Source organism: Paeniglutamicibacter selenitireducens (assembly GCF_051550675.1).
Lineage (GTDB): Bacteria > Actinomycetota > Actinomycetes > Actinomycetales > Micrococcaceae > Paeniglutamicibacter.
In genome coordinates, this window is record NZ_JBPULF010000008.1 from 150,724 (window position 1) to 163,594 (window position 12,871).

General features: G+C 68.5%; 12 protein-coding genes and 1 other RNA gene. 4 read left to right on the forward strand and 9 right to left on the reverse strand.

Annotated elements, in window-relative coordinates; translation table 11 throughout:
• Positions 1-17 precede the first annotated feature (17 nt).
• The 4 genes from ACSYDW_RS14410 to rnpB all read right to left on the reverse strand — a co-directional run bounded on the left by ACSYDW_RS14410 (position 18) and on the right by rnpB (position 3,227).
• Positions 18-536, reverse strand: a complete 519-nt coding sequence (locus ACSYDW_RS14410) for a hypothetical protein (RefSeq protein WP_438339421.1) — start codon at positions 534-536, stop codon at positions 18-20.
• 109 nt (positions 537-645) lie between these two features.
• Positions 646-2,106 (reverse strand): glyceraldehyde-3-phosphate dehydrogenase, encoded by a 1,461-nt coding sequence (locus tag ACSYDW_RS14415; RefSeq protein ID WP_438339422.1) that lies wholly within the window; start codon positions 2,104-2,106, stop codon positions 646-648.
• A 370-nt stretch (positions 2,107-2,476) separates the two neighbouring features.
• Entirely contained in the window at positions 2,477-2,797 is a 321-nt protein-coding gene (locus ACSYDW_RS14420; RefSeq protein WP_438339423.1) for a hypothetical protein, read from the reverse strand.
• A gap of 64 nt (positions 2,798-2,861) precedes the next feature.
• Positions 2,862-3,227, reverse strand: an RNA gene (gene rnpB / locus ACSYDW_RS14425) — RNase P RNA component class A.
• Between the two features lie 125 nt (positions 3,228-3,352).
• On the opposite strand from rnpB, the gene ACSYDW_RS14430 reads away from it, so the two are divergent.
• On the forward strand, positions 3,353-4,138 hold the full coding sequence (locus ACSYDW_RS14430; RefSeq protein ID WP_438339424.1) for a YaaA family protein: 786 nt from the start codon (positions 3,353-3,355) through the stop codon (positions 4,136-4,138).
• A 97-nt stretch (positions 4,139-4,235) separates the two neighbouring features.
• Here ACSYDW_RS14430 and ACSYDW_RS14435 read toward each other — a convergent pair whose 3' ends face one another.
• The 4 genes from ACSYDW_RS14435 to ACSYDW_RS14450 all read right to left on the reverse strand — a co-directional run bounded on the left by ACSYDW_RS14435 (position 4,236) and on the right by ACSYDW_RS14450 (position 8,566).
• Positions 4,236-4,718, reverse strand: coding sequence for a VOC family protein (locus ACSYDW_RS14435; protein ID WP_438339425.1), 483 nt, complete (start codon positions 4,716-4,718; stop codon positions 4,236-4,238).
• Positions 4,715-5,455 (reverse strand): zinc ribbon domain-containing protein, encoded by a 741-nt coding sequence (locus ACSYDW_RS14440; protein ID WP_438339426.1) that lies wholly within the window; start codon positions 5,453-5,455, stop codon positions 4,715-4,717. The genes ACSYDW_RS14435 and ACSYDW_RS14440 overlap by 4 nt, the downstream gene beginning before the upstream one ends.
• Positions 5,456-5,614: 159 nt before the next feature.
• Entirely contained in the window at positions 5,615-7,351 is a 1,737-nt protein-coding gene (locus ACSYDW_RS14445; protein WP_438339427.1) for an HNH endonuclease signature motif containing protein, read from the reverse strand.
• Positions 7,352-7,459: 108 nt separating this feature from the next.
• On the reverse strand, positions 7,460-8,566 hold the full coding sequence (locus tag ACSYDW_RS14450) for a Nif3-like dinuclear metal center hexameric protein (protein ID WP_438339428.1): 1,107 nt from the start codon (positions 8,564-8,566) through the stop codon (positions 7,460-7,462).
• Between the two features lie 174 nt (positions 8,567-8,740).
• On the opposite strand from ACSYDW_RS14450, the gene msrA reads away from it, so the two are divergent.
• The 3 genes from msrA (at position 8,741) to epsC (ending at position 10,986) form a co-directional block, all read left to right on the forward strand.
• Entirely contained in the window at positions 8,741-9,283 is a 543-nt protein-coding gene (gene msrA, locus ACSYDW_RS14455) for a peptide-methionine (S)-S-oxide reductase MsrA (RefSeq protein ID WP_438339483.1), read from the forward strand.
• 93 nt (positions 9,284-9,376) lie between these two features.
• Positions 9,377-10,312, forward strand: coding sequence for a cysteine synthase A (gene cysK / locus ACSYDW_RS14460; RefSeq protein WP_438339484.1), 936 nt, complete (start codon positions 9,377-9,379; stop codon positions 10,310-10,312).
• A gap of 89 nt (positions 10,313-10,401) precedes the next feature.
• Positions 10,402-10,986 carry a serine O-acetyltransferase EpsC gene (gene epsC, locus ACSYDW_RS14465; RefSeq protein ID WP_438339429.1) on the forward strand — a complete coding sequence of 195 codons (585 nt, stop codon included), beginning with the start codon at positions 10,402-10,404 and terminating at the stop codon, positions 10,984-10,986.
• A 250-nt stretch (positions 10,987-11,236) separates the two neighbouring features.
• Here the strand turns inward: epsC and ACSYDW_RS14470 are convergent, their stop codons facing one another.
• Positions 11,237-12,340, reverse strand: a complete 1,104-nt coding sequence (locus ACSYDW_RS14470) for an ATP-binding protein (protein ID WP_438339430.1) — start codon at positions 12,338-12,340, stop codon at positions 11,237-11,239.
• Between the last annotated feature and the right edge of the window lie 531 nt (positions 12,341-12,871).

The following is a 12,871-nucleotide window of genomic DNA, read 5'->3' on the forward strand; positions in this document are numbered from 1 at the left end:
CGGACCGGCGGGGGCACTCAGGGGCCGAGCGACCCTATGAGGAAGATGTCCGAATCACCCTCGCCCAGGCATGGGGCCAGTGCGCGCTTGCGTTCGTCGTCAAGCACCGCCAGTCCCCCGCCGAAGGAGACTTCTTCGCCAACCAGGTACCTGTGCCCCTCGATGTCGATGCCGGGCCGGCCCCCGGCCAGCAGCTGGGCCGTCGCGGGGAACGCCGGGACGGCCAGGCCCTTGTCGGTGGCCACGCCCAGGCAGTTCCCGCGCCCGATCCCCAGCCTCCCGGTCAACAGCGCCTTCGCCGACGACCCGCCCAGCGGGGCATCGGATCGAATGACCCGGGGGTCGCTCCCCGAGAGTGCCAGCTCCACGGAATTCAGGCTGCCCGTCCCCGCCTCGGCCGACGGGTCGCTTTCCGTGCCCGGGACCTGTCCCGCTCCAGGGCCTGCGGCGCAGGAAGCCAGCAGCAAACCCATGCACAGGGCCGACGCCGCGGCAAGGCACGTGCGCACCCGGAGGCGTCGTGGAACAGTCGTCATGCCCCAACCCTATCCGGCGGCGCCGGCCCCGGGGGCCCGAAACACGAAAGCGGGCCGCGCCCATCGAATCTAATCGAAGGACGCGGCCCGCTCGCTGCGCTGCGTGGACCTAGACGCTCAGGGCCTGGGTCGAGGCGATGGCGGGAACCGCCACCGGGTGGGTGCCGGCCATCGTTTCGATGACGCGGACCACCTGGCAGGAGTAGCCGAACTCGTTGTCGTACCAGACGTAGACAACGGCGTTCTTGCCGGTGGCGATGGTGGCCAGGCCGTCGACGATGCCGGCGCGGCGCGAGCCGACGAAGTCGGTGGAGACGACCTCGGGCGAATCGATGTAGTCGATCTGCTTGTGCAGCTCGGCACCCAGCGAGGCCTCGCGCAGGTAGTTGTTCAGCTCGTCCTTGTCCGTCGCCGTTTCCAGGTTCAGGTTCAGGATCGCCATGGAGACATCCGGGGTGGGGACGCGGATGGCGTTGCCGGTCAGCTTGCCCTCGAGTTCCGGAAGGGCCTTGGCCACTGCCTTGGCGGCACCGGTCTCGGTGATGACCATGTTCAGCGCTGCCGAACGGCCGCGGCGCTCGCCCTTGTGGAAGTTGTCGATCAGGTTCTGGTCGTTGGTGAACGAGTGGACCGTCTCGACGTGGCCGTGCACGACGCCGAAGCGGTCGTTGAGCGCCTTGAGCACCGGGGTGATGGCGTTCGTGGTGCAGGATGCGGCGGTGAGGATCTTGTCCTCGGCCGTGATGTCCGTGTGGTTGATGCCGTGGACGATGTTCTTCAGGTTGCCCTTGCCCGGTGCGGTGAGCAGGACGCGGGAAACGCCCTTGGCCTGAAGGTGCTGGGACAGGCCTGCCTCGTCGCGCCAGCGGCCGGTGTTGTCCACCACGATGGCGTTGTCGATGCCGAATTCGGTGTAGTCCACGGTGGCCGGGTCGTTCGAGTAGATGACCTGGATCAGGGTGCCGTTGGCGAGGATGGTGTTGTTTTCCTCGTCGACGGTGATCGAACCGTCGAACGGGCCGTGGACCGAGTCGCGGCGCAGCAGCGAGGCGCGCTTGACGATGTCGTCGTCCGATCCCTTGCGCACGACGATGGCGCGCAGGCGCAGGCCGTAGCCGCCGCGTTCGATGAGGATGCGGGCCAGCAGGCGGCCGATGCGGCCGAAGCCGTAGAGCACGACGTCGGTCGGTTCGGCGTCGGTGGCGCCGGCCTGGCCGACCTTCTCGCCGAGTTCCTCGGTGAGGAAGGCGACGAGGTCGGTGGAGCCGGATTCGGCGAACTTCTTGTTCATGCGGCCGAGGTCGATGGACACGGCGCCGACGTTCAGGGAGTCGATGGCCTGCAGCAGGGGCATCGTCGCCTCGATGGAGAGCTCTTCGCCCTCGATGCGGCGGACCACGCGGTGTGCCTTGAGGATGTTGATGGCCGACTGGTTGATCAGCTTGCGGCCGTAGATCGAGGTCACCACGTTGTTGTTGCGGTACAAGCGACCGATCAACGGGATCATGGCCTCGGCGAGCTCTTCGCGCCCGCTCCATTCCTGTAGGGCTGCGACGGACTGCTGGGTCACTGAAAATCCTTCCGATTCAGCCGGCTGGCGATCCTCTAGCCGGTTGCTACCGTAAAAGCACCTTTGCAGAAACGGTTGTGTGGGGTGTCAGGATCTTTCCCCGTGGGCGGTAGCCCGGTATCCATTCTAATCGGTGTGCGTCGCGCTGGGCGTAACCTTCCGGTGAGGTCGATCACAGGGCCCGCCGCCCGGGGGTTCGGGCACCGTGACACCACGGAACGCCGGGCGGCCCGTGCACGCATCCGGACGACAGGTACGCCGGGAGGGACCGGTGCAAGTGGTAGGTCTGGTGCAGATCCGCGGCGCGGGACATCCGTGGGGCACTCCCGTCCGAGGGGTGCTGCTGAGGTGGTCAAGGCCGGTTCGGGTACTAGGTGTCGGGACCGTCTTCGGGCGCGTCGGCGGGCCTGGTTTCCGGAGCCGCCGCGGACGCCTGTGGATCCCGCGGGTGGAAACCGGCGAGGGGGTCGCGGTCCTGGCCCTGGGCCGACTCGATCACCCGGCGCTTCTGCTCGTCCCGCTCGATGCGTGCGGCGGTCGAGGAAGGGCTGTAGACGTCGTTCAGGGCATCGAAAATGCCCGAGGAGGCGCTGCCGCCGGCAGGTTTGCGCGGGAACGTGAATTTCGACGCGGCCCAGAGCAGGAGCACGCACATCACCGGGACGCCGACGAGCCAGAGCAACCATTCCATGGCCCGAGTCTAGCGGCGCGCGGTCGATGGCGACCGGATTGCGGCCTTGATTTGGGGTTTTGATTGGACGGGATGGCCTGTACGCCGGGTTTTGTGCCGCGGCCGGTTACCCGAATCGCGGTGACGATCATCTATCTAGGAGCGCCGTTGCCGACACCCTCAAGCAGTCCACCCGGCTACATTGGGCGAACAACCCAGTAGCCTGTCTGACCTTGCTCCGAGTGGGGTTTACCTAGCCGCCCCAGTCACCTGGGGCGCTGGTGGTCTCTTACACCACCGTTTCACCCTTACCCGCACGAATGCGGGCGGTCTGTTCTCTGTGGCACTGGCCTGCGGGTTTCCCCGAGTGGGCGTTACCCACCACCCTGTTCTGTGGAGCCCGGACGTTCCTCGGGCCACTTGCGTGGCACGCGATCGTCCAGCCATCCCGTCCAGCGTCCAAGTCTAGTCCCTTTCGGGGCGTCCCGGGGACCGCCGTCCCGTCGGCGCGTTCCGAGGTGCGGCGTCCCGGTTCACGAAGCCGGGAATGGGCGGCCGGACGACTAGGATCGATGGGTGCTGATCTTGCTTCCGCCCTCCGAGGGCAAAAAACCCGCGTCAAGCGGCGAACCGTTCGACGCCGATGCCCTGCAGTTCCCCGAACTGAACACCCACCGCCACCACCTGCTGGATGCACTGGCCGAGGTCTCCCGCGGCGCTGACGCCCTGGAGGTGCTTGGCGTGGGAAAGTCGCTGGTTCAGGAGGTCACCCGCAACATCGAGCTGCACCGCGAGCCGGCGGCCGCGGCGCACGCCGTATACACCGGGGTGCTTTTCGAGGCGCTGGGCTACGACCGCCTGGATGCGCAGCAGCAGCGCCTGGCGGACAGCAGCATCCTGGTGATCTCCGCGCTGTGGGGCGCCGTCGGCTTCGCCGACCGGATCCCCGCCTACCGCCTGTCGATGTCGGTCAAGCTGCCGGAGATCGGGAAGCTGGCGAGCTGGTGGAAGCCGAAGCTGTCCCCGGTGCTCGACGAGCGGGCCGCCGGCGAACTGGTGGTCGACTGCCGCTCCAGCACCTACGCCGCGGCGTGGGTGCCCGCGCCCGGGCAAACGGTCGGCGTCTCCGTGTTCCAGCTGCGCGGCGGCGTGCGCAAGGTGGTTTCCCACTTTGCCAAACACACGCGCGGCGAACTGGCCGCGCACCTGCTGACCCGCGGGGCCGGGGTTTCCACGCCCGAGGAGCTGCTCGCTGCGGCCCGGGAACGCTGGGAGGCCGAACTCGTACCGGGAACCGCGCGCAAGGCGCACCAGCTGAACATCATCCTGCCCGAGGACCACGCGTTCCGGGCCGTCGGCTAGGAAACCTGCAGGCCACCGGCAGGTGCCGGGGAACGGGAAAGCGGCCGGTTCCGCGCCGCGCCTTCCCCGACCCACGGGCCGGTCGGGCCGGGCGGGGCTAGGCGTCGGCGACCAGCTCGAACTCGAAGCCGTCGGGGTCTTCCAGGTAGGCGGCGTAGTGCTGCGGGCCGCCGGCGAACGGATGTGCTTCGGCAAACAACAGGGTGAATCCACGCTCCACGGCCTGGGCGGCCAGTGCGTCGACCGCCTGCCGGGTTCCCGCGACGAAGGCCAGGTGGTTCAGCCCGGGGGCACGGCGCTGGTGGGCAACGGGCAGGACGTCGGGCCCCGATTCGAGCACGATGTAGTCGTGCGCGCCCATGTAGCTGGTGCCGCAGCCCCAGTCCTCCCCCGGCAGGTAGCCGAGTTCTCCCAGCAGCCAGCCGACGGTGTTGCGCGACGCCGCGATGTCGCGGACCCAGAGTTCGGTGTGGTGCAGGCGGCCCGTGCCGGTTGCCGGAGGACCACCCGGGCCTGCGGATGCAGGGGCTGGCACGGATGCGGGACCGGGTGCGTGGCCGGACGGGTCGGGGTGGCTCACGCTCCCCATTCGCCGCTGCGGACCAGGATGGCTCCGGAGTCGGGGCAGAAGACTACCTCGTCGGGCGCGGCCGCCTTGATCTCCGCCAGGTCTCCCGGGGCCAGGGCCATGCCGCTGGCCTCAGAGGTGCCGTGGAAGAGCCGTGCCGCACCGATGCCGGAGCGGGTGCGGATGCGTTCGTAGATGGTGTAGAGGCCCTCGTCGAAGGTGGCCGCCAGTTCCTTGCGCGTGGCCTCCACGCCGGAGAGTTCCTCCTGGAGCGCGGCGACCGCGGCATCGCGGCGGGCGGTGTGCGCGTCGAGTTCCGCGGACCGCTGGGCGTTCAGTGCCAACGCGGCGTCGTGTTCCGCCTGGATCTCCTCCAGCTCCCCCATGATCTCCAGCTCGGCGTCCTCGAGGTCGCCGCGGCGCTTGGTCAGGGACTCGACCTCGTGGGACAGTGCCATCATGTCGCTGGCGGAGCCGGCGTTGGCGTCGATCCGCTTCTGGTCCTTGTTGATGTGCGCCGTGACCTTTTCGACGGCGGCCTCCGACTCCTTCAGCGCGGCCTGCTGCGTGGCTAGGCGTGCGTGAACCTCTGCCAGCGTGTCGCCGGATTCGGAGAGCGCGGCACGGGCGGCGTCGACCTCGGCGTCGTTGGATGCGGCGGCGATGGTGCGCTTGAGCTTCGTGGTTTCCGAATCGAGCCGGGCCAGGTCCAGAAGTCGAAGTTGTTCCGCCGGTGCTGCCTTTGCCATGGTGTCCTCCGCAATACGCTCGGTGCGCCGGTGCTGCGCACGAGGCGATCGGTGATCGCTTAGCCACAACACTAGTGCTCCGCGGTGCGACGCGGGGTGCCCGGCACGCCGGTGTCGGCGCAGGTGGCGCTGGCGGTTTGCCAAGCAGCGGGGAAGAACTCAAGCGGCGGCGGGGTCCGGGTGGAAGACCCAGTTCCGCACCGGCCGCCGCAGCGGGTCCCGCGAGGCTGGCTGCACGACGTACGGGATCCCGCGGTGGAACTCGATGGCGAAATGGCCTGCATGGTGGGCTGTATGGCAGCCGACGCACAGCAGCACGCCGTTGTTCACGCGTGTCCGGCCGCCCTCCGACCAAGGGTCCACGTGGTGGGCCTCGGTCCGGTTGACCGCCATGGAGCATCCGGGGTTGATGCAGCCACGGTCCCGGGCGGCGATCGCCCGTTTCTGGCCCTTGGTGAAGAACCTTCGCTTCCGGCCCAGGTCCAGGGGCTGGCTGTTGCCTCCCATGACCAGCGGGAGGATGCCGGCGTTGCAGGCCAGCCGGCGCGCTGTGGCCGCGGCGAGGTAGTCGCCGTGCCCAGTGAGGGCGGGCGCCTCGGTGGCCCCGGTCAGTGAGTCGTAGTCGACAACGACCAGCATCTCCACGCGGGAACCCATGGGCAGTTGGGGGTCCCCGGCCCGTGCGGGATTGGTGCCGGTGCGCAGGGCGTCGAGCACTGCCTGCAGCAGCCGACGGGCCCGGACCCTGGCGTTGGCTTCGGCCGGCGACTCGCCCGGCAGCGGATCACGGTCGGAGACTGCGGCCGGCCGGCCCACGTCGGAGAAGCCCTCGATCGGGCGTTGGTCCGGCGGGAGCCCGGGGTCCACGGCCCACTCGGGGATCGGACGGGGTTCCCGGCCCACCGCGGGCCCGCTCCCGGCCGCCGCATGGGGCGTGCCTGTGCCGGCTCGGCAGGCATCGCCCGAGGCGGTGCGCGGGTTGTTCAGGTCGTCCGCCAGGGTGGTCAACAGTTCGTTGCCCTCCGCATCGCAGGTCAATTCCCAGAGGTAGCCGGTAGGCTTCCTGCCGCGGAAGCGCAGCCCGAGATACGGGCGGATGGCGTCCTCGTCTCGTTCGATGGCGCTCTCGTCGAGCCTGACGTTGGCTTCCCGGAGCATCCGGCCGACAGTTCCTGCGTCGTGCTCGGCGACAGCCTGCGCGGCAACGGCCTCAAGCTGGGCTGCGGACGCGGCAGGGTTCGGCTGGGCGGACAGGGCCGGGGCCATAGCACCGAGCTTGCTCGCCGTGTTCGCGACGAGTCGCGGGTCCGCGGAGGCATCCTCGAGGACCTTCCCGAGCCTGGGATATTCGGGTTCCACGGGTCGGCCGTCGGGTCCCCGGTGCGGCAGGAGTTTCGCGTAGCTTTCCACACGGTGTTTGGCCTGGAAGTGGGTCAGCTTCAGCATGGTTTTGAGAAGGTCGGCGGGGTCGCGGTGCAGCAGCTTCCTCCCCGCCGGAACGGTCTTGTCTGCGGGCAGGTCCACGGTGCCGGCGGCGAACGCCTCGGCATGATCGAGCAGGGCGTGCAACTCGGCCAGCGGCTCCTCGGCGCAGGTGTGCGCGTCGGCCTCCAGACATGCACCCGCAGCCAGGAGCTGGGCGTAGCCCGCCACCCGGTAGGAACGCTCGGCCAGGTGGGCAAAGGCGGCCGCCCGTACCGGGGACCCCCGGGTGCCTCGAGCGGCTCCCGCCGCCGCCCGCTCCAACACGGGGCCAAGCACGGCCAGGATGCGCAGGTCATCCACGGGATTGGTTCCGTCACCGGCATCCAAGGCGCTGCGGATGGCGGCGAGAACCGCTGAGACCGTCTGGTGTGCCTGCGCTTGTGCACCGGCTTCCGCTGTCGTTGTGGACATGGCAACCACTATGTGCCCGGCGGGGCGCAGCCGGCGCCGGCGCCCGCGGAATTGTGGACAACTTCGGCATCGGCCATCGAAGTCCCGCCGCAGCACCGTGCCTGGGCGTTACGGCGTGAGGATGAAGTCCCAGGGGTCGGAATTGATGTTCGAGACCTCGGCCTCCACCGCGTGGCCCAGGTCGTGCAGCACGTTGACCAGGGCGTCGGCCGCCGAGGGCAGCCACAGCCATTCGCTGGCGAAGTGCGAGACGTCGATCAGGTAGGGCTTGCCGTTCAGCGAGGCCTCTCGGGCCTCCGAGGCGGGGTGGTGGCGCAAGTCGGCGGTGACGTAGACGTCGGCTTCGGCAGCGCGCACGGCGTCGAACAGCGAATCGCCGGCGCCTCCGCAGACGGCGACCTTCCGGACGATGCCGGCGCGCTCCCCGGCCACGCGCACGCCCCCGGCGACCGAGGGCAGGGCGGAGAAGACGCGGCTGGCGAAGTCCTGGAGCTGCATCGGTTCGGGCAGCATGCCGACGCGGCCGATGCCCTCCTCCGGCAGTCCGTCGCTGGAGGGAGCCAGCGGCTTGGTGTCGGTGACCCCCAGCAGGTCGGCGAGCACGTCGGAGACGCCGCCCAGCGCCGAGTCGGCGTTGGTGTGCGCCGTGACAAGGGCGCAGCCGGATTCAATCAGCAGGTGGACGGCCTCGCCCTTGAAGCCCGTCGCGGCAACCGAGTTCACCGACTTCAGCAGCAGCGGGTGGTGGGTGACCAGGAGGTCGGTGCCGCGTGAGACGGCGTCGGCAATCACCTCGAGGGTGGGGTCCACGGCGAACATGATCCGCCGCACGGGGCGTTCCGGGCGCCCGACGACGGGCCCCACGGCGTCCCAGGATTCGGCAAGCGACGAGGGCCAGAGTTCCTCGATGGCCAGCATCACCTCGCCCAAGGTGGGGGTGGTCAGCACAGGCACCGGCGCAAGCTCCTGGTCGTCGACCGGGCCGTCGGCGACATCGGCGGCAGGGGTTTCGGCGGTCCCCCCGCCGTCCGGACCTGCGGCCTGCGTGGCTGCACCTGCAAGCGCGGCAGCCCCCGGCAGCGTCGTGACGTTGCCCGGCACGGCGGTCGCGGTTCCGGGGTCGGGTGCGGGCACAACTGCCGGCTCGACCCCTTCGGAGTCCGCCGGGTCGGAGACGATGCGCATGCCGTGTGGCTGTCCCTTGTTGCTTTGCATGCTTCTACCGTATCTGGATCGGCGCACCTTTGGCGCATGGCAGGGGCCGTCCCGGGCACGCATCCGGGAATGAAACGGCGCACCCAGTGCTTGAATAACCATGTGAACGATTTTTCAATATCCGGCATACCGGTCCGCTTCCCGCCGACCAGCGACGGCGGCGACGGGGCGCAGTTGCACACCTTTGTCCTAGCAGGCGGCTGTTTTTGGTGCCTGGACGCGGTGTACCAGCGGACGCGCGGTGTGCGGTCGGTGATTTCCGGCTACACCGGCGGGTCCGACCCGGCACCCACCTACAGGTCGGTCTGCTCGGGAATCACGGGACACGCGGAAGCCGTCGCCGTAACATTCGACCCGGCAGTGGTGCCCGCGGACGTCATTCTTGACATGTTCTTCACCACGCACGACCCCACCACACTGAACCGGCAGGGGTACGATGTCGGGACGCAGTACCGCTCGGCGATGTTCCCGCTGGATGCCGCGCAGGAGGAGCTCTTCCGCGAATCCGTGCGGAAGTTCGCCGGACTTTACCCCGACCCCATCGTGACCTCGTTCGAGGAGCCGGCGGACTTCTTCGTCGCCGAGGGAATCCACCAGGACTACTACAACAGGTTCCCCTCGGAGGGCTACTGCCGCGTCATTATCGACCCGAAGCTCGCAAAAGCCAGGAAATATTACGCCGCGTGGCTCGAAGAACCCGCAGAACCGCGTGGCTGACTAGGCTTGTAGACAACCACTTGACCACGGTTCAACCCTGCGGGACCGCTTGCATGTAAGGACACATCCACCATGGCTAAGGAAACATCAACCATGTCGAAGATCTACAACGACGTCACCGAAATCGTCGGCCGCACACCGTTGGTGCGCCTGAACCGCCTGGCCGAGGGCCTGCCGGGAAACATCGCCGTGAAGCTCGAGTTCTACAACCCGGCGAACTCCGTCAAGGACCGCATCGGCGTGGCCATCGTGAACGCCGCGGAGGCCTCGGGTGCGCTGAAGCCCGGCGGAACCATCGTCGAGGGCACCTCCGGCAACACCGGCATTGCCCTGGCCATGGTCGGCGCGGCACGTGGCTACCGCGTTGTCCTGACCATGCCGGAGACCATGAGCACCGAGCGCCGCGTCATGCTGCGCGCCTTCGGCGCCGAGATCGTGCTGACCCCGGGTTCCGAGGGCATGCGCGGCGCCGTCGAGAAGGCCAAGGAAATCGTTGCGACCACCGACAACGCCATCTGGGCCCAGCAGTTCGCCAACTCCGCAAACCCGAACATCCACGAGGCAACCACCGGCCCGGAGATCTGGGAGGACACCGACGGCGAGATCGACTTCCTCGTGGCGGGCATCGGCACCGGCGGCACCATCACCGGCGCCGGCCGCTTCCTGAAGTCGCAGAAGCCTGGCCTGAAGGTCATCGCCGTGGAACCGAAGGACTCGGCGATCCTCAACGGCGGCAAGCCGGGCCCGCACAAGATCCAGGGCCTGGGCGCGAACTTCATTCCCGAGGTGCTCGACACCGAGCTCTACGACGAGGTGCTTGACGCCGCGATTGACGACTCCGTCTCCGTGGCCCGCGCGCTCGGTGTGCAGGAAGGCATCCTCGGCGGCATCTCCGGCGGCGCAGCCGTCTGGGGTGCCCTGCAGGTCGCAGCACGCCCGGAGAACGAGGGCAAGCTGATCGTCGCGGTGATCCCCGACTTCGGTGAGCGCTACATCTCCACCCTGCTCTTCGACGACATCCGCGGCTAGTCCCCGGCATCGTTTTCCGGCCGCCGCGCGGAGGGCAGGGCATTGCCATGCTTCCGCGCGGCGGCCACCACCCGAACAAAGGCCACGTAGTGAGTTTCTTTTCCCGATTGCGCGAGGACCTGGTCAGCGCCAGTGCCCACGATCCCGCCGCCCGCGGCAATGCCGAGAACTTCCTCGCGTATTCCGGGCTGCATGCGATCTGGATCCACCGGCTGACGCACCGGCTCTGGCAGAATCCCTCGCTGCGCCTGCCTGCCCGCCTGCTTTCCCAGGCCGGCAGGTTCCTCACCGGGATCGAAATCCACCCCGGCGCCACGATCGGCCGGCGCTTCTTCATCGACCACGGCATGGGCGTCGTCATCGGCGAGACGGCGGAGATCGGCGACGACGTCATGATCTACCACGGGGTCACGCTCGGGGGGCGGTCGCTGGCCAAGGTCAAGCGCCACCCGACCATCGGCGACCGCGTGGTCATCGGCGCCGGCGCCAAGGTGCTGGGCCCCATCACGATCGGTGCAGACTCGGCCATCGGCGCCAACGCCGTGGTGGTCAAGGACGCACCGGAGGGCTCGATCCTCACGGGCATCCCGGCGAAGAACCGCCCGCGCACCGAGGAGGAGCGCAAGCCGGCCGTGGATCCGGCGGAGTACATCGACCCGGCCATGTGGATCTGACGGGCCGGGATTTCCCGCAGTAAACGACGCGGCGCCGAAACCGTTCCCGAGTGGGGCCGGATTCGGCGCCGTTCGTGGTTTCCGGTTCCGGCGCTGCCGTCCAGGGTTTGGGCGCGATCCCCGCGTGCCGGATCATGCCAGTCGACGCGCAGCTGCGCGGCAAGACCAGGCCCTGGCTTCAATCGCCGTCGCGCAAACACCGGGGTCATTGGGAAGGCGCTGCGAATTCCCGGCAGCCCGGAAGCGCCATTCAGGCACCGTCCGGGTACTTGGCCAGCAGGTATTCCCGCAACCCGGGGATGGCAAATCGGATGTTGCCCCGGCCCGCCGGTTCGGCGAGGCCCGCAGCGATCAGCCGCGACCGGTAGTTTCCTGAAGTATTGCGCTTGTCCCCCATGCGGGCCCCCACCTCGGCAATGGACGACGGTCCGTCGTCGACGGCCATCGCCAGCAGGAAGTCCACGTCCTTGTTGGAGGCCTCGGAGAGCGCCGCCTCGATGACCACGCGGGTGTTCCGCCGCCTGGCCACGCGCGTCGCCTTCTCCACGTCGGCCACCCCGATGGTACCGGAGCCCACCTCGGCCAGCTGCCAGAGGTGATAGCCGACGAGCTGGATCAGGAACGGGTAGCCGTCTGTCGCTTCCGCCGCCTGCCTGGCCAACGCGGGAGAGAGTTCGAAGCCCGCGGCATTGAAGGTCTCAAGGTAGGACTCCTTCACCTCGCCGACGGCCGCCGCATGCAGGTCGATCCGGTCAGCCCGGCGCAGGAAGGTGGCGACCCCCTCGTTGAGCAGATCGGAAACGGCTGCCGGCAGACCGGCAAACACCAGGGCCACCGGCAATCCGTCGCGGATGAAGTGCTGGACGCTGGCGGCCAGCTGGGCCAGCTCGTTGCGGTCGGCCGCATGGATCTCATCCACCGTGATCAGCAGGCCGGTCTGCCGGGCATCCAGGTGGCCCAGCAATTCCTCGCCCAGTTGGCGCCACCCAAGCTGCTGCTCGGGAGGCAGGCTCGTGGTGACGCTGAAACCGCCGGCGGAAATCCCGGTGATCCGGCGCCTGGCAGGCCCGTCGCCGAGCTCGTCTGCAGCATGCTCCATGGCGGTACCCAGCCTGCCGAGGAAGCCGTCGGTCGCGGTCTCCGAGATGACGACCCACCCCTTGGCGCGCGCCATGTCCTCTGCGACTCCGAGCATCACGGTCTTGCCGATGCCACGGGCCCCTGTGACGATCGAGAGGAGTCCTGGCGCCCCGGACCGGATATCGAGGCCGTACTCGAATTCATCGAGCACCCCCGTGCGGCCGATGATGTCCGGTGGTGTCGCCCCGGCGGTCGGGCGGAATGGGTTGACCATGTGCGTCTCCGGTGAATTCTCGTGTCATCTGTGAACAGTTGTGTAATCAGTGTAATTGAGTGTACGCACGATCCAGGCCGAACCTGCCGACCCACGGCAACATGCCTAAGGACATACACGAGGGGCCATGGCCAGGACACGGCCCCGGGCGGCAAGCCACTCCCCCGGCCCTTGTTCGCCGCCAATCGCCGAGACCCGGCCGGCGGGAAACGGAGCGCCTGCGACGGAGCAGCTGGCAGCCGGCGCTTGGGTTCATATAGCCGCCGCGGCGCGGGGTGTACAACCGTCGCAACGCCGAACCGGGCAGACTGCCTCGCCGGATTGGGCAACCCGACTCGGCGGGGCCGATCCAAGGAAACCCCGCAGCCAACCAGGCCCGTATGGAATTCAGGCATGCACTTGCCGAATCGATTCGACCTGGCGACCCCCTGGAAGCGAGTCCAGTATTCTGGCTCACTAGTGAGCTGCTCCCCCGCACCCCGAACACCCGGAAAATCGCATGCCCACAAGGCATGATATGGACTAGTTACA

Bases quoted from the DNA above. Each gene is read 5' to 3' on its own strand.
- ACSYDW_RS14410 (WP_438339421.1), bottom strand. From the start codon at position 536: ATGACGACTGTTCCACGACGCCTCCGGGTGCGCACGTGCCTTGCCGCG.
- ACSYDW_RS14420 (WP_438339423.1), bottom strand. From the start codon at position 2,797: ATGGAATGGTTGCTCTGGCTCGTCGGCGTCCCGGTGATGTGCGTGCTC.
- ACSYDW_RS14440 (WP_438339426.1), bottom strand. From the start codon at position 5,455: ATGGCAAAGGCAGCACCGGCGGAACAACTTCGACTTCTGGACCTGGCC.
- ACSYDW_RS14445 (WP_438339427.1), bottom strand. From the start codon at position 7,351: ATGTCCACAACGACAGCGGAAGCCGGTGCACAAGCGCAGGCACACCAG.
- ACSYDW_RS14450 (WP_438339428.1), bottom strand. From the start codon at position 8,566: ATGCAAAGCAACAAGGGACAGCCACACGGCATGCGCATCGTCTCCGAC.
- cysK (WP_438339484.1), top strand. From the start codon at position 9,377: ATGTCGAAGATCTACAACGACGTCACCGAAATCGTCGGCCGCACACCG.
- ACSYDW_RS14470 (WP_438339430.1), bottom strand. From the start codon at position 12,340: ATGGTCAACCCATTCCGCCCGACCGCCGGGGCGACACCACCGGACATC.